General features: G+C 64.8%; 24 protein-coding genes. 7 read left to right on the forward strand and 17 right to left on the reverse strand.

The genetic code is table 11. The annotated features are described in order from the left end of the window. Positions 1 to 13 precede the first annotated feature (13 nt). Positions 14 to 466, forward strand: a complete 453-nt coding sequence (locus tag JQ46_RS01215) for a metallopeptidase family protein (protein ID WP_034984769.1) — start codon at positions 14 to 16, stop codon at positions 464 to 466. Here JQ46_RS01215 and JQ46_RS01220 read toward each other — a convergent pair whose 3' ends face one another. The 4 genes from JQ46_RS01220 to JQ46_RS01235 all read right to left on the reverse strand — a co-directional run bounded on the left by JQ46_RS01220 (position 467) and on the right by JQ46_RS01235 (position 3,985). Further along, positions 467 to 757: a WhiB family transcriptional regulator gene (locus JQ46_RS01220; RefSeq protein ID WP_237744672.1), complete on the reverse strand. Its 291-nt coding sequence runs from the start codon at positions 755 to 757 to the stop codon at positions 467 to 469. A gap of 364 nt (positions 758 to 1,121) precedes the next feature. Continuing rightward, the gene (locus JQ46_RS01225) at positions 1,122 to 2,204 is read right to left on the reverse strand and encodes a sugar phosphate nucleotidyltransferase (RefSeq protein WP_034984774.1); all 1,083 of its coding nucleotides are present in this window, start codon (positions 2,202 to 2,204) and stop codon (positions 1,122 to 1,124) included. Between the two features lie 75 nt (positions 2,205 to 2,279). Beyond that, positions 2,280 to 3,149, reverse strand: coding sequence for a glycosyltransferase family 2 protein (locus JQ46_RS01230; RefSeq protein WP_034984780.1), 870 nt, complete (start codon positions 3,147 to 3,149; stop codon positions 2,280 to 2,282). A gap of 11 nt (positions 3,150 to 3,160) precedes the next feature. Continuing rightward, entirely contained in the window at positions 3,161 to 3,985 is an 825-nt protein-coding gene (locus JQ46_RS01235; RefSeq protein WP_034984786.1) for an SDR family oxidoreductase, read from the reverse strand. A 47-nt stretch (positions 3,986 to 4,032) separates the two neighbouring features. On the opposite strand from JQ46_RS01235, the gene JQ46_RS01240 reads away from it, so the two are divergent. Both JQ46_RS01240 and JQ46_RS01245 read left to right on the forward strand, forming a co-directional pair. Continuing rightward, positions 4,033 to 5,721, forward strand: a complete 1,689-nt coding sequence (locus JQ46_RS01240; protein WP_034984791.1) for an LCP family protein — start codon at positions 4,033 to 4,035, stop codon at positions 5,719 to 5,721. Next, complete coding sequence (locus tag JQ46_RS01245; RefSeq protein WP_034984795.1) at positions 5,721 to 6,302, forward strand: TIGR03089 family protein; 582 nt, start codon at positions 5,721 to 5,723, stop codon at positions 6,300 to 6,302. Before JQ46_RS01240 ends, JQ46_RS01245 begins: the two co-directional genes overlap by 1 nt. On the opposite strand, the gene JQ46_RS01250 is transcribed toward JQ46_RS01245, so the two are convergent. From JQ46_RS01250 to JQ46_RS01285, 8 genes are all read right to left on the reverse strand, one after another. After that, positions 6,295 to 7,029 carry an ABC transporter permease gene (locus JQ46_RS01250; protein WP_034984798.1) on the reverse strand — a complete coding sequence of 245 codons (735 nt, stop codon included), beginning with the start codon at positions 7,027 to 7,029 and terminating at the stop codon, positions 6,295 to 6,297. The two genes, JQ46_RS01245 and JQ46_RS01250, sit on opposite strands and share 8 nt — an antisense overlap. Then, a complete protein-coding gene (locus tag JQ46_RS01255; protein WP_034984801.1) occupies positions 7,029 to 7,961 on the reverse strand; it encodes an ATP-binding cassette domain-containing protein in 933 nt (310 codons plus the stop codon). Before JQ46_RS01255 ends, JQ46_RS01250 begins: the two co-directional genes overlap by 1 nt. Positions 7,962 to 7,981: 20 nt before the next feature. Next, complete coding sequence (locus tag JQ46_RS01260) at positions 7,982 to 8,722, reverse strand: ABC transporter permease (protein WP_034984804.1); 741 nt, start codon at positions 8,720 to 8,722, stop codon at positions 7,982 to 7,984. Between the two features lie 25 nt (positions 8,723 to 8,747). Next, positions 8,748 to 9,683, reverse strand: a complete 936-nt coding sequence (locus JQ46_RS01265; RefSeq protein ID WP_034984806.1) for an ABC transporter ATP-binding protein — start codon at positions 9,681 to 9,683, stop codon at positions 8,748 to 8,750. Positions 9,684 to 9,742: 59 nt separating this feature from the next. Then, the gene (locus tag JQ46_RS01270) at positions 9,743 to 10,903 is read right to left on the reverse strand and encodes an HNH endonuclease signature motif containing protein (protein ID WP_034984808.1); all 1,161 of its coding nucleotides are present in this window, start codon (positions 10,901 to 10,903) and stop codon (positions 9,743 to 9,745) included. 169 nt (positions 10,904 to 11,072) lie between these two features. Continuing rightward, complete coding sequence (locus JQ46_RS01275; RefSeq protein WP_034984810.1) at positions 11,073 to 11,756, reverse strand: response regulator; 684 nt, start codon at positions 11,754 to 11,756, stop codon at positions 11,073 to 11,075. Further along, complete coding sequence (locus JQ46_RS01280; protein ID WP_034984812.1) at positions 11,757 to 12,968, reverse strand: sensor histidine kinase; 1,212 nt, start codon at positions 12,966 to 12,968, stop codon at positions 11,757 to 11,759. A 15-nt stretch (positions 12,969 to 12,983) separates the two neighbouring features. Continuing rightward, a complete protein-coding gene (locus tag JQ46_RS01285; protein WP_034984814.1) occupies positions 12,984 to 13,766 on the reverse strand; it encodes an SDR family oxidoreductase in 783 nt (260 codons plus the stop codon). A 41-nt stretch (positions 13,767 to 13,807) separates the two neighbouring features. Between JQ46_RS01285 and JQ46_RS11190 the strand changes: the two genes are divergently transcribed. Further along, positions 13,808 to 14,260, forward strand: a complete 453-nt coding sequence (locus JQ46_RS11190; RefSeq protein ID WP_155271075.1) for a hypothetical protein — start codon at positions 13,808 to 13,810, stop codon at positions 14,258 to 14,260. Positions 14,261 to 14,294: 34 nt separating this feature from the next. Here JQ46_RS11190 and purE read toward each other — a convergent pair whose 3' ends face one another. From purE to JQ46_RS01305, 4 genes are read right to left on the reverse strand one after another with little or no spacing between them, the layout of a single operon-like run. Further along, positions 14,295 to 14,807, reverse strand: a complete 513-nt coding sequence (gene purE / locus JQ46_RS01290; RefSeq protein ID WP_034984816.1) for a 5-(carboxyamino)imidazole ribonucleotide mutase — start codon at positions 14,805 to 14,807, stop codon at positions 14,295 to 14,297. 3 nt (positions 14,808 to 14,810) lie between these two features. Then, positions 14,811 to 16,046, reverse strand: coding sequence for a 5-(carboxyamino)imidazole ribonucleotide synthase (locus tag JQ46_RS01295; protein WP_051876189.1), 1,236 nt, complete (start codon positions 16,044 to 16,046; stop codon positions 14,811 to 14,813). A gap of 5 nt (positions 16,047 to 16,051) precedes the next feature. Then, positions 16,052 to 16,555, reverse strand: coding sequence for a hypothetical protein (locus tag JQ46_RS01300; protein WP_034984818.1), 504 nt, complete (start codon positions 16,553 to 16,555; stop codon positions 16,052 to 16,054). Further along, entirely contained in the window at positions 16,552 to 17,394 is an 843-nt protein-coding gene (locus JQ46_RS01305; RefSeq protein ID WP_034984820.1) for a biotin--[acetyl-CoA-carboxylase] ligase, read from the reverse strand. The genes JQ46_RS01300 and JQ46_RS01305 overlap by 4 nt, the downstream gene beginning before the upstream one ends. An 85-nt stretch (positions 17,395 to 17,479) precedes the next feature. Between JQ46_RS01305 and JQ46_RS01310 the strand changes: the two genes are divergently transcribed. The 3 genes from JQ46_RS01310 to JQ46_RS01320 are packed head-to-tail and all read left to right on the forward strand — an operon-like array spanning position 17,480 to position 19,637. Then, positions 17,480 to 18,844 (forward strand): acyl-CoA carboxylase subunit beta, encoded by a 1,365-nt coding sequence (locus JQ46_RS01310; RefSeq protein WP_034984821.1) that lies wholly within the window; start codon positions 17,480 to 17,482, stop codon positions 18,842 to 18,844. 10 nt (positions 18,845 to 18,854) lie between these two features. Next, entirely contained in the window at positions 18,855 to 19,049 is a 195-nt protein-coding gene (locus JQ46_RS01315) for an acyl-CoA carboxylase subunit epsilon (protein ID WP_034984823.1), read from the forward strand. Between the two features lie 3 nt (positions 19,050 to 19,052). Continuing rightward, positions 19,053 to 19,637 carry a Maf family protein gene (locus JQ46_RS01320; protein WP_034984825.1) on the forward strand — a complete coding sequence of 195 codons (585 nt, stop codon included), beginning with the start codon at positions 19,053 to 19,055 and terminating at the stop codon, positions 19,635 to 19,637. A gap of 5 nt (positions 19,638 to 19,642) precedes the next feature. Here JQ46_RS01320 and JQ46_RS01325 read toward each other — a convergent pair whose 3' ends face one another. Further along, positions 19,643 to 20,875 carry a bifunctional 2-methylcitrate synthase/citrate synthase gene (locus JQ46_RS01325; RefSeq protein ID WP_034984827.1) on the reverse strand — a complete coding sequence of 411 codons (1,233 nt, stop codon included), beginning with the start codon at positions 20,873 to 20,875 and terminating at the stop codon, positions 19,643 to 19,645. Between the last annotated feature and the right edge of the window lie 9 nt (positions 20,876 to 20,884).

Genomic DNA, 20,884 nt, shown 5'->3' on the forward strand with positions numbered 1-20,884 from the left:
AAGATGTGTTCCTATGAAGCAGGACGCGCGCATGAGGCAGGATCCCCGTGGCAGAGGCATCCGGGGAATTTTACTGCCGGAAGTGCCGCGGAATAAGTCGCGTTCGGAGCGCTTCGACGATGCGGTTCTGGATGCGTTCGAACCTATTTTGGAGCGTTTTGACGCCGAACTTTCCAGCCTCGATATCGCCGTCGACGTCGTGCCACGCATGCGGCTGAGCACGGGTTACCGGCAGTGGCCGGAGGATGTGGTCGCCGATGGCCAGGTTCCGCTGGGCCGGCTGGTGACCGCCGGCGTGGACAACACCGGCGCCCCTACCCGCCCGCGCATCATTATTTTCCGCCGTCCGGTGGAGGCCCGCGCCGCTTCCGCGCGGGAGCTGCAGGACATCCTGCGGATGATCATTGTGCGCTTGGTGGCCTGCTACCTGAACGTCTCCCCCACTCAGATCGACCCCCGGCTTTAGCTAGCCGATTCGCTTCTTCAGGCGGCGACGCTCACGCTCGGAGAGCCCACCCCAGATACCGAAGCGCTCGTCGTGCTCCAGTGCATATTCCAGGCACTCGTCGCGCACGCCGCAGGCTTGGCAGATGCGCTTGGCCTCGCGGGTGGAGCCACCCTTCTCCGGGAAGAACGCCTCCGGGTCGGTTTGCGCGCACAGCGCCTGCTCTTGCCAGTCCTGCTCCACAGCATCGAAAAGCAAGTCGAAATCCTGCGTCAGATCGAAGAGGTTCTTCTGGCGAGCTTCATTGTCCATGTTCGCCTCCTGCTCCACCGCCGAGGAACCGTCAGCAAAGTGGCCACGAAGGGCGGTGTCTACTGACTTGTCCACGGGGAGTCTCCTCATCTGATGCCTGTCTTTGTCGGTCTACTGAAGATTACACACTGGTAATTACACCGCGTCAAGCTTTGGAAAATTCCCTCAAGTCACACCAGCCACATCAGTCACTAGGACCCCAATGGCCACACCCTCCTTAGAGAATAGGCTCCCGCGCAACCACAATGTATACACGGAGCACTATCTAAAACCACAATATATAGACATTTTCCTGAACCTTTAGTTCAGGACACACTAGATGTAGTGAAATTTGTCTAAATTTTTCCTCGGAGGGCGAAAAACGCTAGATATCGGAGGAAAAGCGCACGCCGCCGTCCGGCAAACTTACTCCCGGCCACACGCGCAGACCGTCGCGCAGCTCGCAGCGGGCACCGATAACGGCCCCCTCTCCGATCACGCAGTCCACCAGGTGCGCCCGCGCACCGATGCGCACGCCGGCGGCGATCACGCAGCGCTCCACAGTCGCGCCCGCCTCGATCTGCACGCCATCGAAGACCACGGATTCCTCCACGCGCGCCCCGCCGCCGATCTCCACGCCGCGGCCGATCACGGTGCCGCCCAGCAGCAGTGCACCGCCGGCGATAGCACTGGACTCGTCCACCAGGCTCTCCCCGTGGCGTCCGGCAAGCAGCGGCGAGGGGGCGATACCGCGCACCAGGTCCGAGGACCCGCGCACAAAGTCCGCCGGCGTGCCCATGTCGCGCCAATAGGACTGATCCACGTGGCCGAACACCCGGGCGCCGGATTCCAGCAGGGCCGGGAAGATCTCGCGCTCCACACTCACCGGGCGGCCGGCGGGGATCTTCTCGATCACGGAGCGGTTGAACACGTAGCTGCCAGCGTTGATCTGATCCGTCGGCGGATCCTCCGTCTTCTCCAGGAACGCGCTCACGCGGCCGTCGGCATCCGTCGGCACGCAGCCGAAGGCGCGGGGGTCAGAGACGCGCAGCAGGTGCAGTGTCACATCCGCCTCCTGCTCCACGTGGGTTTTCGCCACGGCATTCAGATCCGTCCCGCCCAGCACGTCGCCGTTGAAAACCATGGCGCGGTCATAGCGCAGGTGGTCCAGCACGTTGCGGATGCCGCCGCCGGTGCCCAGCGGCTCCTCCTCCACCACGTACTCGATCTCCAGCCCCAGGTGGCTGCCGTCGCCGAAGTGCTCCTCAAAGACCTCGGCCTTGAACGAGGTGCCGAGCACCACGTGCGTCATACCGGCGGCCTTGATGCGGGCCAGCAGGTGCTCCAGGAATGGCGCGCCCGCCACCGGCAGCATCGGCTTCGGGATGGAGTTAGTCAGGGGGCGCAGTCGGGTGCCCTTGCCTCCGACCAGGATCACTGCGTCGGTCGTGGCTGCGAGATCTACCACTTCTTTGGCCTTTCTGTTCCTTACTGCTTCTTGCTATTGGTTTTCACACACTAGTCACTGTTTTTGCCGCGGCGTTCAACCCACGCCGTGCGCTGCCGCAATTGCAATCTTCTCGCGGATCTTCAGCCCGGCCTTCAGCACCATGCGCACCGGAAGGTAGCGCCACCCCGGCAGCCGGTCCGCCTGGAAGCGGTAAGCGCTGTCGTGGTGGGCCTTCAGCACGACGTCCGGGTGCTTGCCCGCCACGTGCCCCTTAGCGTGCCGGATCTCCGCGCTTGGAACGAAAACGTTCAGCCACCCCGCGCGCCCCAATCGGTCGCCCAGGTCCACGTCTTCCATATACATGAAGTAACGCTCGTCGAACCCGCCCAGGGCCTCGAAGGCATCCCAGCGCAGCAGCAGGCAGGAGCCACTCAGCCAGCCTGCGGTTCGCTCGCTGTCCATGTCTTCGTCGTCCAGGTAGCGCTTGGTCCAGGGATTGGTCGGCCAGATCTTGCCCAGCAGTGCATGCCCGATGCCGGAGCCGAGTTGCGGCACCGCGCGGGCGGATGGGTAGGCGCTGCCGTCTGCCTCTACGATGCGGGGGCCCAGCGCTCCTGCTCGAGGGTGACGCCGAGCCGCCTCCAATAGTTCCTCAATCGCGTCCTCGCTAAACACGACGTCCGGGTTGGAGATCACCAGGTAGTCCGGGTTGATCTCTCCAGCTTCGCGGGCCGCGCGCAGATGCCGGGCGCCGAGGTTCATGCCGGCCCCGTAGCCGACGTTGCCCCCGCTGTAGATCAATTCCGCGCGCCCGGCCTCCGCGGCCGCCTCGGGAGCTCCGTCCGTGGACCCGTTGTCCACCATGACGACCCGCGCGTTGGTTGGCACCGAGTCCAGGAACTTGTTTAGGTACTCCCCCGGTGAATAGGTCACGGTGATAATCGCGATGGGTGCCTCTGTCATGGCCGTTGAGGTTACCCCAGGGCAGCCCGCAAACTATCCCGCCACGCGGGCAGGCCGGTGGCTGGAATCTGCAGAGCACTGTTGTGGGGCCGGCGCGCGGGAGTGGGATACTCGCTGCTCGGAATGGCCTTCACCCGTGCCGGATCGCACCCCAGTGTGGCGAAGATCTCGCGGGCGAAGCCGCACCAAGTTGTGAGCGGTCCGGAGCCGGTCACGTGGCTGATCGCCGGAGACTGTCGCCCGTCCACCATCGCCGCCAGCTCCGCTGCTAGCACGTCGGTGTGGGTGGGGCGGCCGTATTGGTCGTCCACCACCGCGGGGTTCACGCCCGTCCGTGCCAGGCGCGCCATGGTGGTGGCAAAGTTGCGCCCAGTCGCGTCGTAGACCCAGCCCGTGCGGACCACGTGGCCGCCGAGGTTCAGCACCCGCCGCTCCCCCTCCAGCTTGCTGCGCCCGTAGGCGTTCAGCGGGCCGGGCTGGCCGTCGACCGGGTTTTCGCAGCCCACCGGCAGATCCCCGGAGAAAACGTAGTCAGTGGAGACGTGCCACATCGGCACCCCGTGCACCTCGGCCCAGGAGGCCATCCTCCCCGGGGCTACCGCATTTACTTGGTGCACCACGCCCGCGTTCTCAGGCTTCTCGGCAGCGTCCACGGCTGTGAATGCAGCGAGGTTGACGATGGCTTCCACATCAGACGGCGGCGTCAATAAGAAAGAATCCACAGATCCCGCAACGGCGAGGTCCGCGTGCGCGCGCCCTACCGGCACAAAGTCGGGGCGGAGGCGCAGCAGGGACCGGCCTACCTGACCGGAAGCTCCGAAAACCAAAACACTCATAAAATCAGTACTACACCAGCGGCATCTTTGCCGCTAAAGTGTGAATAATGACAGAGCATGAGAGAAGCCGCCATTCACGGCGTATCCAGGCAGCTCCCGGTGGCGTAGAAGCCAAGCAGATCGGCCCCGGCTGGTCGCGCGGGGTGCTGGCTGCGGTCTCGGCACTCGCGCTGGTCGTGATGGGTATCGGCTACATGGCGGTCGGCAACTTGAACGGTGGGCTGGCCCAGGCGGACAACCTGAACCTCGGCAACCAGCCGGACGGAGCAACCGACATTCTGCTGGTGGGCGTGGATTCCCGTACGGATGCGAAGGGCAAACCGCTGTCCCAGAAGGAAATCGACATGCTCCGCGCGGGCGACGAAGAAGCCACGAACACGGACACGATGATCCTCATCCGCATCCCGAACGATGGCTCTTCGGCGACCGCGGTGTCGCTGCCCCGCGACACGTACGTCAGCACCCCTGACAACGGCAACATGAAGCTCAACGGCGTGTACGGCACAGCTAAGTTCGAGAAGTCACAGCAGCTGGAGAAGGATAGCGACAACAGCGAGTCCGACATCGAGCAGAAGTCCACGGAAGCGGGCCGCCAGGCGCTCATCAGCTCGGTGGCGGACCTCACCGGCATCAACGTCGACCACTACGCCGAGGTTGGCCTGCTGGGCTTCGTGCTGCTCACCGACGCGGTCGGCGGCGTGGACGTGTGCCTGAAGAACAAGGTCGACGAGCCGCTGTCCGGCGCGAAGTTCAAGAAGGGCCGCCAGACCCTTAACGGCCAGGACGCGCTGAGCTTCGTCCGCCAACGCCACGAACTGCCGCGCGGAGACCTGGATCGCATCACCCGCCAGCAGGCCTACATGGCAAGCCTGGCCAACAAGGTGCTTTCCTCCAAGACACTGACGGATCCGGGCAGCATGTCCAAGCTCAACGACGCGGTGCAGCGCTCCGTGGTGCTGGACAGCGGCTGGGACGTGATGGGCCTGGCCACGCAGATGCAGAACATGGCCGGCGGCGACGTGAGCTTCCAGACCATCCCCGTGACCAGCATCGACGGCACGGGCGACTACGGCGAATCCGTCGTGACGGTAGACACCGACCAGGTCCACGAGTTCTTCGAGGATCTGCTGGGCGACAAGCCGGGCGAGGAGAGCGCTTCCTCCGACAAGCCCGCCGACATCACCGACTACAAGGCCAAGGACTACAAGGTCAACGTCTTCAACGCCTCCGAGGCGCCCGGGCTCGCCGCCCGGGTGTCGGACCTGGCGAAGGACTACGGCTACAAGGCAGGCAAGGTCGGCAACCACGCCGAGACCGGCATTTCCGAGTCCCAGGTGAACGCCAAGAACCCCGACGATCCGGCGGCTCGCGCCCTGGCAAAGCAGCTGGGCGGGCTGAACGTGGTGGAGGATTCCTCCCTGGACGAGCACGAGCTCTCCGTCACCCTGTCCGGCACCTATGCCGGCCCGGGCATCCTGGAGCAGTCCGCCCCGCTGACAAAGCCGGACGACCCGAACGTCGGCACGCTCACCGAGGGCATCAAGGACCTCGACGGCGACGGCATCCCGGACGACGATGCCTCCACAGCCGGCACCACCACCGACACTGGTTCCGGCTCTGGCTCTGGTTCCGATTCTGAACAGCCCACCACCGTCGGCACGCCGGGCTCCGGCGAGGGCATCGACCGAAAGGATCCGATCGACGCCGGCGGCGACGGTCCGATGTGTGTGAACTAATGGATATTATCGCCCCGCTCGTTGCCCAGGATCCGGCCAGCCCGCGCCTGACCACCTACACCCCGGCTGGCCGCATGGAGCTATCCGCCCAGACCCTGCACAACTGGCAGTCGAAGGCCGCCCACCTGCTGGATTCGCTCGACCCGGCATCAGTCGGGATCGCCTGCGCCCCGGGTTGGCAGCCACTCATGATCGTTCTGGGTTGCTGGCGCACTGGTGTTTCTATTGTGGACGCCGACTCTTGCGACGTGCTTTTTACCGACGACCTCGCCCTGGCGGAGGCCCACTCCGGTGAGGTTTTCGTGCTCTCCGACGACCCTTTCGGCCGTGGCGTGGAGGAGTCCGGCGGCGAGCTGCCCTTTGGACTGAACGATTTCTCCCCCGAGCTGCGCGTGCAGCCGGATGACTACCCCGGCCCGGCGGCCGCCCCCGCCCCAGAAGGCCCGCGGGTGCTGGTGCCCACGTGGACCGATACCCAGTCGATGCTGGATACACTAAAGCCGCTGCGCGACGGCGGGTCGGTGGTGATGGCCACCGAGCCCACTGCCGAGATCGCAGCGGCGGAGAACGCGACTATTTAACGTCCTTGCGCTGGTGGACAAAGAAGGCCCAGGCCACCAGCACCACCGTCCAGGCGCAAACGATCGCCACGCTGACCGGGGTGTCGTGCGCGCCGATGGAGACGCTGCCGCCCAGGATCATCCAAATGTTGTTGAACGGCAGGTAGGGCGCGATGTTGTCGGCAATCCATTGGCTGAGCTGTTGAGAGATCAGCTCCACCGCGGTGGCCCACACCAGCGGCAGCGCTACCGCGCCGGCCGAAGAGGGAATCAACACGCCGATCGCGGAGGCCATCAGGCTGATTAGCCCGGCAAACAGGATCGTGTAGCCCAGCAGCGGCAGCCCGTCGGTGTTAATCTCCTGCGGCAGGGTCGCCATCATCGCGACCGAGACTCCCACTGCCACAGCCATGGTCACCATCGCCAGCGCAGCGTTGACGAACATCTGCGCGAACAGCTGCTGCCAACGGGCGGGGATCACCAGGAAGGACTGCGCGTGCAGGTTGTGCCCGCGTGTACCGCTGACCCGCACGGCCGACAGCGACAGGATCATCAGGTACGCCGGCATAAGGCCCACGCCCAGCTCCATCAGACCCACCTCCGGCTCGTTCATCCCATATTCAGACCTGTAGTAGCTCAGAGTCAGCGCGTTGGCACCGATGTAGAACAGCAGGACGAAGCCCAGCATGATCCAGGTGCCCCACATGACGCGCGAGCGCGTCCACTCACTGCGGATGATTCCTAGCATTACTGACCCCTCCTGTCCTGAGTCCTGTACTCCACTGCCTGCCCGGTCGCGTCCAGGAACTTCTGCTCCAAGCCCGCGCGCTGCGGGGTCATCTCCAGCACCACCGCGCCGGTATCGCGCGCCAGTTCGCCGAGGTGCCGATCCAAGTCGGGGGCCTCGGAGGCGAACTCCAGGGAGCCGTCGGGGCGCCGTGTGAGGTTGATGCCTTCCAAGCGCGAGGTGGCGTCCACAAAAGAATCGGGATCGGCCACGCGCATCCGGATGGTGGGCTGGGCCCCCGTGCGCAGGAACTCGTCCATCGTGTACTCGCCGATGAGGGAGCCCTTGCCGATGACGACCAGGCGGTCGGCGGTGACTTCCATCTCGTGCAGCAGATGGGAGCTGACCAGCACGGCGCGGCCTTCGGAGGCACTGCGGCGGATGAGCTCGCGCATCCAGTGGACGCCCTCCGGATCGAGGCCGTTGACCGGCTCGTCGAGGATCAGGTGCTTCGGGTCGCCAAGCAGGGCCACTGCCAGGCCCAGGCGCTGCTTCATGCCGAGGGAGAACTTCTTGATCTTGCGCTTCTGCACCCCGGCCAGGCCCACCAGCTCTAGGCACTCGTCGGCGCGGGACTGCGAGATCCCGGCCGCCTGTGCGATGGAGCGGATGTGCGCCCGGGCGGAGTGGCCGGGCATGTACCAGGTGGGTTCCAGCAGCGCGCCGGCGATGTGGGGGCGCTTGGCGCGGTAGGCACTTAGGGGCTGGCCGTCGAAGGTGACCTCACCCTTGCCTATCGTGTCCAACCCCAGGATGCAGCGCATCGTTGAGGATTTGCCGGAGCCGTTCGGACCCAAAAAGCCCGTGACCTGCCCGTCTGGGACAGAAAAAGTGAGCCCATGGAGAACCTCCGTGGAGCCATACTTTTTGGTTAATTCTTTTACTGCGATCATGATGCCAGTGTAACTGAAACTTATTTCACGTCTCGGGTCTTGTTGCTGTACAGCCCCAGCACCAGCAGTGCGACCATCCAGGCGATCATCACCGCGAAGCCGAAGCCGGGGCTGACCATGTCGGTGTGGTCCTGGGCGTAGATCCAGGTCTGCATGTCTTGGACGCGGCTGCCCGGGGAGAGGTTGTACAGAGTCTTCAGGAAGGAGATCTTTTCACCCGCGGCGTACAGCAGGCCCTCGACCACCAGCATCCACACCAGCGGCAGTGCGATGGCACCCACTCGATTACGCAGCAGTGCGGCGATGCCGACGGCCATCACGGCGAAGGCGGGGGCGCCCACCGCGTATCCCCACAGCAGCAGCTGATCTTCGCCGGTGAAGTGCCCGGCCGGGAATACATTGAGCACTGCCCAGCTGAGTGCCACGCCGAGGATGTAGTTCAGCTCCACGAACACCGCCGCCACCAGCGCGCGAGCCAGCAGCCAGGAGCTTCTGTTCTTCTGGGTGAGGAAGGCGTGGGCCGTCATGTGGTTACTGATGTCGCCGCCGGTCGTCGAAGCACCGAAGATAATGGCGATCATCAGGAAGATCATTCCGCCGAATAGAAGGTCGGGCCAGCCGCCATCCAATCGCGGGGAGTCATTGAAAAGCATGTAGAGCGTCGTCGGGCCGTAGATCGAACCCGTGAACAGGATCACGTAGATCCAGGTGCTGCGGAGGCTCAGCAGCTTCGTAGTTTCGGAGGAAATTGCTTTGAGCATGGTTGTTCTCTTTCTGTTGTTGGACCTAGTGGCTGCGGTATTCCTGCTGCCCCGCCGTAGCGGCGAGGAAGCGCTGTTCCAGGTTGTCTGCGGTGGTCGCGAGCTTGGTTACCGCGAACTTTTCCTCCAGCGCCGTGGCCGCGATCGTCGCGCGTACCTCGTGCTCTGGAATGTTGTTGACGCCCACACGCAGCGTCCGCTCCCGGTCCAGATCGACCTGGAAGCCGCGGCTGCGCAGGCTGTCTGCCAGCAGGACCGCTTCCTTGCACTCGACTTCCACATGGGCGCCGCCGGCGAGAAACTCCTCCAGGGTTTGCTCGCCGATGAGCTTGCCCTGGCCGATCAGCACCAGACGGTCGGCGGTTTGCTGCATCTCGCTGAGCAGGTGGGAGCTGACCAGCAGGCCGCGGCCGTCGTCGGCGAGCTGACGGATGATGCGCCGCATCCAGGAGACACCCTCCGGGTCGAGGCCATTGACTGGCTCGTCAAGGATCAGGTGCTGCGGGTTGCCGAGGAGGGCGGCGGCCAGGCCGAGACGCTGCTTCATGCCCAACGAGTATCCGCCAACTTTCTTCTTGCCCGCGCTGGTGAGTCCCACCATGTCGAGGCATTCGTCCACACGCTTGTCGGAGATGCCGGCGCCCTTCGCGATGACGCGCAGGTGGTTGCGGCCGCTGCGGGCAGGGGTGAACCAGGCGGCGTCCAGGACCGCGCCGGCGATGCTGGACTTGTTATCCAGGCCTGCGAAATCGCCGGCGTACCCCTTGCCGCTGAAGGTCACCTTGCCGGCGCTCGGCTTATCGAGGCCGAGCATGCAGCGCATGGTGGTGGACTTGCCCGCGCCATTGGGCCCGAGGAAGCCGGTCACCTGCCCGTCCGGGACGGTGAATGAAAGGTCGTTGACTACTGTTTTCTTGCCGTACCTCTTAGTGAGGTTTTCCACGATGATCATGGTTCCCATGCTGCCGCCCGGGGTGGTACTCCCACATCGGACGAGGGGTTGATCTTGCGTGTCCTACCTCAGTATGACGGCCCGCCCTCCTGCTCTTTGATCGCCTGGTGGTACTCGGCCAGCGCCTTAGTTTTGCGGACGTTGCGCTGGGCGAAGGTCTCGCGCCCCAGCGGCCCCTCGGCCTCGGTGATCACGCTGTGCCCGTCGCCGTGGGAGGTCCACACCTCGTGCCCGTCGGGGTGCAGAGCAACATCCCAGCTGCCGGCGGTCTTGAGGTTGTGGTGCTTCGAGCAGAGTAGGTGCAGGTTCGCCGTGGACGTCGGTCCGCTGCCGTATCGCCTTACGTGGTCGTATTGGCACTTGTAGGCGGGAACCTCGCAGCCCGGGAAGCGACAGTGCAGGTCGCGCCCAGCGACGGCTGCCTTGATGCCCTCCGTCGGCGCATAGCCCTCGCACTCCGCGTAGCCCGGCGCAGACAGGTGCGTCACCCGCTGCAGCCAGGTCTTGGAAGCGGAGCGGTTCAGCCAGTGGTCCTCCCCCAGCACCGCACCGTCGTTCGCCGGGTCGTGGTACAGGTTCAGAGTCACCGAAACTTCGGCCTTGTCGGTGATCAGCCGCAGCATCGCCTCCGGCTGCGAGCACTCGTACTTTTTGGCGGTGGCGCGCACGATCTTGTCGATCTCAATGCCCTCCATCCGCGGAACCCGCAGCGTGAAGGTGGTGTATTCCGGGTCGCGGCAATCCACATTGAAGCTTGGCTCGGCCGCGGGTGCCTCATCCTTAGGTACGACGTTCCGATCGACCTCCCGCAAAATCTTCGAGATGCGGTTGTGGATAGTCCGCGGTGAGAACACGTGCTGGTCGGGACGTGAAGGTGTCAATTCGCAAAGTACCTTTTCCTCGACGGCCGAGCGATCGTCCGGCGCCACGGCGAAAAGATCCTGCGCCACCCGCAGAACGTGGCGGGCGGTGTAACACCCCTGGTCAAACAGCTCGACGAGGCGCGGAAAGTCGCGCAACACGAAAGCGGCCTCGGCCCAGGCCTCCGCGACCCCGGCGGAAACACCCAGACGCACGGCGAGGCGGGTGCAAAAATCGGGCACCAGATCCTCCCTGTCTGGGGCGCATGCCATTATCAGTTGGAATTGTTGTTGATTTAGCTGCCGCGCCGCGACAGTCAGCGGGTCCTGCGAACTGGCTATTCGAAACGATGGTGGTGAGGTAGTCATGGAGTTCCCCTAATCCAGCGGCGAGGTTGTGGTGCCCCCGCCAAACTTCCTAACTAAAGAATAGAACACACCATCAAACCAAGTCAATACCCCCACCGAAACTTTTTTCTTTTTTATTGACGCCACCAGCCCCAACAGCGAAAATGCCCGTAAAGCTAAGGTAGAGGTTTTAGAAAGTCTGTTCGAGTAAATCCTCGGAATTGACGAGGTGGTACTTAAAGGCAAACAGCACCGCATGCACCCGATCCCGCGACTGGGTTTTCGTGAGCACTCGGCCGACGTGCGTCTTCACGGTGGGCAGCGAAATGTAGAGCTTGTCGGCGATCTCCTGGTTGCTGAAGCCCAGCGCGATGAGTTTCAGAATCTCCAGCTCGCGCGGGGTCAGCGGATCGGGAAGATCCAGCTCCACGGGCTCGCGGCGCTGCGGGGTTTGCTCCATGCGGATGCTGCGCAGCAGGCGCGCGGTGGCCTTCGGGCTGATCACGGCCGCCGAATCACCGACGGTGCGGACGGCGGAGATGAGGTCCTCGGGGTCGGTGTCCTTGAGCAGAAAGCCGCTGGCCCCGGCCTCCACTGCACCGAGGACGTAGTTGTCGTTATCGAAGGTAGTCAGCACGATCACGCGCGCCCCGGAATCACCGGAAACCACCCGGCGGGTCGCCTCGATGCCATCCATGCGCGGCATCTGCACGTCCATGAGGATGATGTCCACGGGCTGCGACTCGGCCAGTTCACAGGCCTCCTGCCCGTCGGCGGCCTGCCAACGGACGGTGATATCGTCCTGCGAATCCAACACCAATCCAAAGCCGGCGCGCACCAACTGCTGATCGTCGGCCAATCCAACGCTAATCACTTAATCCTCCTTCGCAAAAGGCACCGTCGCGGTCACGTTCCACCCGCCGGGGTACACCGCGGAGGCTCCCCACGTGGCCTTGCCACCGTGGATTGCTACGCGCTGGCGGATGCCTGTCAGGCCGCGACCAGAACCTTCGATCTGCTCGTCGCCCGGCGCATTATCCACGCTAATGGTCACCTGGACAGGCTCCCACTCCAGCCGCACCTGCGCGGGCACAGAACCCGCGTGCTTCAGCACGTTGGTCAGGGATTCCTGCACGATGCGGTACACACTGAGGTCGCGGACCTCGTCCAACTGGTGCGGTTCGCCCGTGACGTGCAGCTCCACCTGCACCCCGTTGCGCTTCGCATCCTCCACCAGGTCGGGCACTCCAGCCACCCCAGGGGTGACGGCGGTAGAACGCGGCGAGGGGGCGTCATCGTGAAGAACAGAGAGCAGCTCCCGCATTTGAGTCAGGGCCGAGCGACCGCGCGCGGCGATAGTGTCGAGGGCTTCGATGGCCTTGTCCGGATCCTTGCGCCCTGCGTAGCGCCCGCCATCGGCCTGCGCGATGACGACGGTGAGGGAATGCGCGACGATGTCGTGCAGCTCGCGGGCGATGCGGTTGCGCTCGCTAACGGTGGCGAGCTCGGCGCGGGCGGCCAGCGCCTCGACAGCCTGATCGCGGCGCAGCGAATAGCGACCCGTCAGCCACATCAGGGCGACGGTCACGGCGGTGAGCAGGATAATTAGCCCCCAGAACAGCCAGAACTCGGCGGTCCGAAAATCTACGCCGACCCACGCCAAGTCACCAGTGGTGCCCGCGTTGTAGAAAGTCCCCCACACCATCGCGAAAAAAGAGCCGAGCAGTAGCAAAGTCAGCCACAATTTGCGGCGCAGTGTCAGCTTCGCGGAGATGAAATAAGCCTCATAAGCCACGACCCAGTATCCAAGCGGCCACACCAGCATCGCAGACGCAGCGAAAATAAACATGCCGAGCGCCACGACTGCCACGCCCGGCTCGGGCCGGAAACGCTGCAGAAGCAGGCCGATAAAGCTGATGACCAGCCCCGTGATGGCCAGCACTACCTGCCACGTGGAGTTCTCGATCCCGCTGCCGAGTGCCGCGCCAACACCGAGGAAGAGGTATAGGAAGCCCGCGATGGATACGAACACCCACCAGGAGGCATCTCGCCACCACACCGGGCGAGGAACTGCTTCATAAGACATGTATGAAGAGTCTAGTTACAGGCGCACCCTATCGCCGTAAACGAGCAGGCCATTAACGAAACGGGTGAGGAACGGCGGCGAGAAGTGGCTGGTAGCCTCCAGCAGCTTCGTCTTCCAACCGACCGGGAAATGCACCTTCGTGGGGCTGCGGCGCGGCGCGGTCACGGCCCTTACTACTTCTGCGGCCACATCTTGTGGGGTTGTGGACGCCCCTAGCCGCCGCATGCCCGCCGTTTCCACATCGGCGATGAGCGCCGTCCGCGAGTACAGGGGCAAGACGGTGCGGACGCGAATGTTGTGCTTATCCCACTCGAAATCCAGCGCCTCGGAGATGCCGCGGACGGCGAACTTGGTGGCAGAGTAGGTGGCCATATCCGGGGTGCCGTAGATAGAGGAAGCGCTGCAAATGTTGACAACCACGCCGTTGCCGGCGGCCTTGAGGTGTTCGAAGGCCGCGCGACAGCCGTAGACCACCCCCTTGACGTTGACGTCGACGAGGGCGGAATCCTGCTGGAAGCTCCCGCGGTCGATGAAGTCGCCGCCGTAGAGAACGCCCGCGTTGTTAATGAGTGCATTGATTCCCCCGGTGCGGGCGGCGAAGTCGGCGACAGTGGCGGACCACTGGTCGGGGTCGGTGACGTCGAGGGTACCGGGGATGATGTTGGGGTGCTGAGCCCAGTCACGGACCTTGTCGCCGTCGAGGTCGTAGGCACCAACGGTCCAGCCGGCCTCGGCGAAAGACTCAGCGATTGCGCGGCCGAAGCCTTGGGCTGCGCCGGTAACGAGTATTGATTTCATACTCCTAACTATTACAATAGCCAGAGTACAGGAGGTAAATTATGGCCTATTTAATCATCGACCCATCCGGGAACCCATTAAGTCGCCCGAATGATGGAGATGTTGTATCCAATCCAGACACAGGGCAGGTTCTTACCGTCAGCTTCCTAAGAATAACCACGCCCGACGGGGACTATGAAGTTGATTTTCTTCCCGGAATTGTCGACCTCTACCAAGGAAGCAAGGATAAATCATCCTACTCCACTAATATTCAAGAGATAAGCGTCAAGAAAGGAACTCGACTTCACAAAATTGGCAGCATTGACCATATAGATGATGTAACCCTGACACATTTAGGGGATAAATACCGAGTTCAGGCCGCGAAACTAGACGACACGAAACCAGATAGTTTAATCCTCTGCGAAGATGGTTTTATAAGAACTTTGCAAGATAGTTTTTCTGCTACCGACAGGCCTCAAGGGGTACTTCCCGTTCTCCACAAAGTCGATGAGTAGGTAGCCCCGCCGAGCACTACCCAGTTAGAACGCTTCACCCCATCAGCTTCTGCTGCAGAGCACGATCCTTCTCCAACACCGCGTCGCGCATGTTCTCCTGGTATTCGACCATCTTGTCCATCAGCGCCGCATCCGCCACCGCGAGGGTGCGCACAGCCAGCAGGCCAGCGTTCTTCGCGCCGTCGATGGAGACGGTGGCAGTCGGCACGCCTCCGGGCATCTGCACGATGGAGAGCAGGGAATCCAGGCCATCCAGGTTGCCCAGGGCGCGCGGAATGCCAATCACCGGCAGCGGAGTAGCTGCGGCGACCATGCCTGGCAGGTGGGCCGCACCGCCGGCGCAGGCGATGATCACCTTCACGCCGCGGGTGTGGGCGGTGCGGGCGTAGTCAAGCATGCGCTCCGGGGTGCGGTGCGCGGAGACCACGCCGACCTCGAAGGGGATGCCGAACTCGGCCAGCACCTCGGCGGCCGGTTCGACGGTGGGCCAGTCGGAGTCGGAGCCCATCACCAGGCCGACCAGCGGGGTGCGTGCGTTCTCAGTCATCGGTTAGTCCTCCCATTCGGCGGTTTCCAGGAACTTCGCGGCCAGGCGCGCTTGCTCGCGTGTGCGCACCGGATCCTCCCCCAGCATATTGACGTGGCCGATCTTGCGGCGTGGGCGCCAATCCTTGCCGTACATGTGAATCTTTGCGTTCGGGAAGCGACGCCACACCGCATCCATGCGCTCGTGCATCGGCATCGCCGGATCCTCGGCCGCTCCCAGCACGTTTGCCATCACTACCACCGGCGCGGTCGGCTCCGTGGAACCCAGCGGGCGGTCCAGTACGGCGCGGACGTGCTGCTCGAACTGGCTGGTGATGCAGCCGTCCTGGGTCCAGTGGCCGGTGTTGTGCGGGCGCATGGCCAGCTCATTGACGATAATCTCCGGCTGGCCGTTCTCGTCGGTAGTCTCGAACAGCTCGACCGCCAGCACACCCGTGACGCCCAACTCGGTGGCGACGTCGCGGGACAGCTGCTCGGCGGCGGCCAGGATCTCCGGCGTGGAGTTCGGGGCGGGCGCCACGGCCTCCACGCAGATTCCGTCCTCCTGCAGGGATTCCACTGCCGGCCACGCCTGCACCTCGCCGGACGGAGTGCGGGCCACCATGGCGGACAGCTCGCGCACCAGCGCGACCTTCTTTTCCGCCATCAGGGGGATCTCCTTGTCCAGCAGCTTCTCCACCAGCTCGCGGGCCTCGTCCACCGTGGCGGGGAACCACACGCCCTTGCCGTCATAGCCGCCGCGGCGGGCCTTCAGGCACACCTGGCCGCCCACGGCATCGAAGAACCCGGCGATGTCGTCGGCGGACTCGATGGCGGCAAACGCAGGCACCGGAGCGCCCAGCTCGCGCAGCTTCTTGCGCATCACCAGCTTGTCCTGCGCGTGGATCAGCGCAGACGGCTGCGGCTGCACATTCACCCCCTCATCGATAAGGGCATCCAGGAAGCGGTTGGGTACGTGCTCGTGGTCGAAGGTCACCGCGTCGGAGTCGCGGGAGACCTCGCGGACGTGCTCCTCCAGCGCGTAGTCCCCCAGCACCACGTCGGCGGTCACCTGCGCGGCCGAGGAATCCGGCGCCCCGGCCAGCACGCGGCAGCTAAGGCCCAGCTCGATCGCCGCCTGTTGTGTCATTCGCGCCAGCTGCCCGTCACCGATGATCGTCACCAGCGGTGCGCCCGGCGCATGCGCGGTCTCGCGGGCTAATGACCAGTCGGCTGTGTTTTTCCCGTTGTTCTCACTCACAGCTTCTAACTATAGTTCCCCGGCCCGACACGCCTAAGCTGGCTCTTCAGCAGCCTCTCGAACTTGCGGGTATAGGGAACCGAATGCAGCACCAGCGGCACCCGGGCGCCCGCCACGTACACCGCCACGTCCCCCCGGTGGGAGCGGCAATCCACCACGTTGGCCAGCGGGATCTGCCCGATCCGGCTGCGCAGGTGGCCGGTCGCGGTGATCAGCCGCCTGTCGGTCAGCAGCATGCAGGAGCGCGCGCGGAAGATCAGGTGGCGCACGCAGCGCCTCCAGCAGACCCACAGCCACGCAACCAGCAGGCCCCGGCGGAGCCAGAGGAAAGCTTCCACGGTGGGGGCGTCCAAAGCATTGGTGGCCAAGTACTGATCCAGAACGCCGATGCCCATCCAGAACAGGCCCGTCCACAGCATCAGGCGCAGCACCGGGAAGAACATGGAGCGGCGCGCGGGGCTGAGCTCGGCCAGGACCTTCTCGCCGGGGTCGAAGGTGATTTTGCTCATGCGTAGCGCCCTCCGTAGTCGCCCGTGCCGTCGGCGCGCAGGTGCACGATCTCCCCGGCGCGGATCACGCGCGTGCCCTCGCTGGTGCGGACCAGCAGCTCGCCGTCGTCGTCGATGTCGGTTGCCGTACCCTCCACGACCTCGTCGCCGGGCAGGAAAGCGCGCACGGAGGTGCCGATGGTCGCGGAAGCCTGGCGGTAGCGCGGTAGTACGGTCTGGGCCGCCCCTCCTAGTCGACGCCACCTCTCCAGATTCGCCGCCAACTCCGCGAACACGGCCACCGCGACGTCCTCGCGGCTCGGGCAGGTTAGCCCCAGGCGGGCGCACTCCAGGTCGATGGAGCTGGCGTGGGCGACGGGCAGCTCGTCGGTCTGCAGGTCGTAGTTGATGCCGAAGCCCAGGATGATCGCCGGGTGCGGATCCAGGTGCACGGCCTCCACCAGGATGCCCACCAGCTTGCGGCCGTCCAGCACACAGTCGTTGGGCCACTTCAGCTGGATGGGGATGTCCGCGGAAGTGCGGATGCCCTCCACGATCGACAGGCCCGTGAGCAGCGGCAGCAGGCTAATACGATCCACAGGCACGTCCGGCAGGCGCAACAGCACGGAACAGATCAGCTGGCTGCGGGCCGGGGCCTCGAAGGAGCGCCCCTTACGGCCCCGCCCGGCGGTCTGCTCCTCGGCCATGAGCAGGGACATGTCGGGCAGATCCTCCCCACAACGCACGCGGTCGGCCAAATCGGTGCTGGTGGAGCCGGTGGTTTGCAGTACTTCGACGTGGCGGTAGCCCAGCGGAGCCAGGCGCTCGGCCAGGCGGCGGGGGTCTAGCGGCGTGCGCATGGGAGTACTGTCCTTTCTCTTCACATGCCTTCCCTCAGACACTCTAGCCCCACCAATCACGGCGCTGAAGTTTTTACACCGTATTATGGCGACCATGAGCTCTACCACCGACACCTCGACAACCGCCGGGAAGATCGCCGACCTCCGCGATCGCCTGGCGGAGACCCACAAGCCGCAGGGGGACGAGATCCCGCGCGCCCGTCGCCGCGTGGACGCACTGCTGGATGCCGGTAGCTTCGTGGAGACCGACGCGCTGGCCCGCCACCGCTCCACCGCCTTCAAGGCCGACAAGTTCCGCCCCGCCACTGACGGCATCGTCGCCGGCTACGGCACCATCGACGGCCGCCCGGTGTGCGTGTTCTCGCAGGACGCCACCCTCTTCGACGGCCAGATCGGCGAGACCGCGGGCGAGAAGATCCTGAAGGTCATGGAGCTGGCCGTGAAGTCCGGCACCCCACTGATCGGCATCTACGAGGGCGCCGGCGCCCGCCCGAACGAGGGCATCACGGCCCTCGAGTTCTTCTCCCGCATCCACAGCCTGCAGACGAAGCTTTCCGGCGTGGTTCCGCAGATCGCCCTGGTCGCCGGCCCGACTAGCGGCGCGCTGGTGCACTCGGTGGTCCTGTCCGACGTCGTCGTTGCGGTCAAGGGTGCCGGGGAGCTGGTAGATGACGCCACCGACGGCACCGCCCACGTCGTCGCCGAGGATGACGCCTCCGCGCTGGGACTCGTCGCGGACATCCTGGGCTACCTGCCCAGCAACAACCGGGCACTCCCCCTGCGCGGAGACGAGGCAGCCGCAGAGGCGGAGACAGACGAGCTGGACGGCCTGATCCCCGACGCGGACGCGCAGGCCTACGACATGCACGAGGTGCTGGACCGTGTGGTGGATGCCGGCACCGTGCTGGAACTCCAGAAGTTCCACGCGCCGAACCTGATCACGGCGCTGGCGCGCGTGGGCGGCCGGAGTGTGGGCGTCATCGCGAACCAGCCCGAACAACAGGCAGGGGCGATCGACGACGCGGCGGCGGAGAAGGCAGCGCGCTTCATCCGCTTCTGCGATGCCTTCAACATCCCGCTGGTAACCTTCGTGGACTCGGCGGGCTACGCACCGAACGTGCTGTTCCGCCGCACCGCGAAGCTGATCGGCGTGACGGCAGCGGCAAGCGTCGGCAAGATCGCCGTTATTACCCGCAAGGCCTTCGGCGACGCCTACCTTTCCCTGGGTGCGAAGCGCCTGGGCACCGACCTGGTGTATGCATGGCCGACCGCGCAGATCGCGCAGGATGACAGCTATCAGGCGGAGCCTTACTCCGCCGCGGAGCGGGGCCTGGTGGACGCGGTGATTCCGCCGCGCGAGACCCGCGACCGCATCGTCGACGGCCTGCGCCTGGTGGAGCGCAAGGCCGAGGACGGCTACCCGCGCAAGCACGACAACCTGCCGTTCTAGGAGGAAGCGCGTGACTGACTTTCAGGTGATCAAGGGCAACCCGGACGAGGTAGAGACCCGGGCGCTGCAGCTCATCGTCGACGACCTGGCCAAGGAGGCCGAGGCGCTGCGCAACGCGAAGCCGGATACGCGCGGGCACTACGGCCGCGAGCTGCGCCACAGCAGCCCCGGTGCGTTCCGCAATCCGCGGATGCCGCGGGGTTAGGACATGCAGCTGACATTGGCCAGCACCTCGCCGGCGCGGGAGAAGGTACTGAACGCCGCCGGGGTGTTCCCGCGCAAGGTCTCCCCTGGTGTGGACGAGGAAGCCGCCGTCGCGGAGCTGGTGAACCCCACCCCGGCGCAGTACGTGCAGCACCTGGCCACTGCGAAGGCGCGGGCGGTAGACGGCGAACTGGTGCTGGGCGGCGACAGCATGCTGCTGATCGACGGCGAGCTGCAGGGCAAGCCGCACACGCGCGAGGAGACGGTGCGGCGGTGGCGCCAGCAGCGCGAGAAGCGCGCAGAGCTAGTCACCGGGCATGCGCTTTTTGACGCCACCACGGGCCAGATCTACGAGGAAGCCGTGGCCACGCAGATCCAGTTCGCCGATGTCTCCGATCGGGCGATCGAGGCGTACGCCGCCACCGGCGAGCCGCTGAAATGTGCCGGCGCCTTCACCCTGGAAGCGCTCGGCGGCTGGTTCATCGAGAGCATCGACGGGCACCCGTCGGCCGTGATCGGCCTATCGCTCCCCGCCCTGCGGCGGGGGCTGACCCACTTCGGCTACGACTTCTCCGACCTCTGGGGCTAGGTCGGCTAGTCGGCCTTGACGGAGCGCTGTTCTGGGCCGACGTAGCTGGAGAGGGGGCGGATCAGGGCGTTGTCCTCGTTTTGCTCCACGATGTGGGCGGTCCAGCCGACAACGCGAGCCATGACGAAGATCGGGGTGAAGAACGGGATGTCGATGCCCAGCATGTAGTAAGTCGGGCCGGCCGGGAAATCCAGGTTCGGCTGGATACCGGTGCGCTGGTCCATGGCCTTCTTCATGTTGTCGTACATCTCCACCCAGCGCTGGCCGTCGTGGTTGGCGGCGGTGCGGCGCATGGCGGCCTCCATGGTGGGCACGCGCGAGTCGCCCTTCTTGTACACGCGGTGGCCGAAGCCCATGATCTTGTTCTTCGCGTCGCACTGGTCCAGCACCCACTGCTCGGCAGCTGCTGGGTCCTCTACGGCCAGGAAGTTGTGCATCACGGCCTCATTCGCACCGCCGTGCAGTGGGCCTTTGAGGGCACCGATGGCGCCGGTGACTGCGGAATAGACGTCGCTCATGGTGGAGCTGATCACGCGACCGGTGAAGGTGGAGGCGTTGAAGCCGTGCTCCGCGTACAGGGTGAGGGACTGGTCGAAGGCCTCGACGTCGTCGCGGTTGTTGGCGGGGCTGCCCTCCTCGTCGCCGAAGCACATGTACAGGAAGTTCTCGGCGATATCGCGGTCGCGGGAGGGCGGGATGTAATCCAGGTTCTTACGGCGGCGTAGGTCGTAGGCGATGATCGTCGGCAGTTTGGCCAGCAGGGTCAGCCCAGTGCGGCGCACGGCATCGGGGCTGCGGTCGTCCGCATTGAGGTCCTCCGTGCCGAACACGCTCACAGCAGTGCGCAGCACGTCCATGGGGTGGGCGGTCTTGGGCAGAGAGTTGATGAGATCCAGCATGCTGCGGTCGATGGGGCGCAAGGCACGCTCGCGCTGGCGGAACTGCTCCAGCTCGCGGAAGTCCGGCAGCTCGCCGTTCCAGAGCAGGTAGGCCACGTCCTCGAAGGTGCAGTGCTCGGCCAACTCCTGGACGGGGTAGCCCCGGTAGGTCAGGGAGTTGGTCTCCGGGTTCACCTTCGAAACACTGGACGTGTCCACCACCACGCCGTTGAGGCCCTTGTTGATGTTCTTGTCGGTGCCGGTGACATTGGAGGTCTTGCTGGACTGGGCGCGGGGCGTGGTGAAGTTGGTGCGTCCGCGGTCGAAGGGTGCGTTGGAAACCTTGATCGGCTTAGTCATGGTGAGTGG

Origin of the sequence: Corynebacterium jeikeium (assembly GCF_000738175.1) — a bacterium.
GTDB lineage: Bacteria > Actinomycetota > Actinomycetes > Mycobacteriales > Mycobacteriaceae > Corynebacterium > Corynebacterium jeikeium_C.

Excerpts from the sequence above, each read along its gene's own strand:
- JQ46_RS01215 (WP_034984769.1), top strand. The coding sequence starts at position 14 with ATGAAGCAGGACGCGCGCATGAGGCAGGATCCCCGTGGCAGAGGCATC.
- JQ46_RS01220 (WP_237744672.1), bottom strand. The coding sequence starts at position 757 with ATGGACAATGAAGCTCGCCAGAAGAACCTCTTCGATCTGACGCAGGAT.
- JQ46_RS01230 (WP_034984780.1), bottom strand. The coding sequence starts at position 3,149 with ATGACAGAGGCACCCATCGCGATTATCACCGTGACCTATTCACCGGGG.
- JQ46_RS01235 (WP_034984786.1), bottom strand. The coding sequence starts at position 3,985 with ATGAGTGTTTTGGTTTTCGGAGCTTCCGGTCAGGTAGGCCGGTCCCTG.
- JQ46_RS01240 (WP_034984791.1), top strand. The coding sequence starts at position 4,033 with ATGACAGAGCATGAGAGAAGCCGCCATTCACGGCGTATCCAGGCAGCT.
- JQ46_RS01245 (WP_034984795.1), top strand. The coding sequence starts at position 5,721 with ATGGATATTATCGCCCCGCTCGTTGCCCAGGATCCGGCCAGCCCGCGC.
- JQ46_RS01250 (WP_034984798.1), bottom strand. The coding sequence starts at position 7,029 with ATGCTAGGAATCATCCGCAGTGAGTGGACGCGCTCGCGCGTCATGTGG.
- JQ46_RS01255 (WP_034984801.1), bottom strand. The coding sequence starts at position 7,961 with ATGATCGCAGTAAAAGAATTAACCAAAAAGTATGGCTCCACGGAGGTT.
- JQ46_RS01260 (WP_034984804.1), bottom strand. The coding sequence starts at position 8,722 with ATGCTCAAAGCAATTTCCTCCGAAACTACGAAGCTGCTGAGCCTCCGC.
- JQ46_RS01265 (WP_034984806.1), bottom strand. The coding sequence starts at position 9,683 with ATGGGAACCATGATCATCGTGGAAAACCTCACTAAGAGGTACGGCAAG.
- JQ46_RS01270 (WP_034984808.1), bottom strand. The coding sequence starts at position 10,903 with ATGACTACCTCACCACCATCGTTTCGAATAGCCAGTTCGCAGGACCCG.
- JQ46_RS01280 (WP_034984812.1), bottom strand. The coding sequence starts at position 12,968 with ATGTCTTATGAAGCAGTTCCTCGCCCGGTGTGGTGGCGAGATGCCTCC.
- JQ46_RS01285 (WP_034984814.1), bottom strand. The coding sequence starts at position 13,766 with ATGAAATCAATACTCGTTACCGGCGCAGCCCAAGGCTTCGGCCGCGCA.
- JQ46_RS11190 (WP_155271075.1), top strand. The coding sequence starts at position 13,808 with ATGGCCTATTTAATCATCGACCCATCCGGGAACCCATTAAGTCGCCCG.
- purE (WP_034984816.1), bottom strand. The coding sequence starts at position 14,807 with ATGACTGAGAACGCACGCACCCCGCTGGTCGGCCTGGTGATGGGCTCC.
- JQ46_RS01300 (WP_034984818.1), bottom strand. The coding sequence starts at position 16,555 with ATGAGCAAAATCACCTTCGACCCCGGCGAGAAGGTCCTGGCCGAGCTC.
- JQ46_RS01305 (WP_034984820.1), bottom strand. The coding sequence starts at position 17,394 with ATGCGCACGCCGCTAGACCCCCGCCGCCTGGCCGAGCGCCTGGCTCCG.
- JQ46_RS01310 (WP_034984821.1), top strand. The coding sequence starts at position 17,480 with ATGGCGACCATGAGCTCTACCACCGACACCTCGACAACCGCCGGGAAG.
- JQ46_RS01320 (WP_034984825.1), top strand. The coding sequence starts at position 19,053 with ATGCAGCTGACATTGGCCAGCACCTCGCCGGCGCGGGAGAAGGTACTG.
- JQ46_RS01325 (WP_034984827.1), bottom strand. The coding sequence starts at position 20,875 with ATGACTAAGCCGATCAAGGTTTCCAACGCACCCTTCGACCGCGGACGC.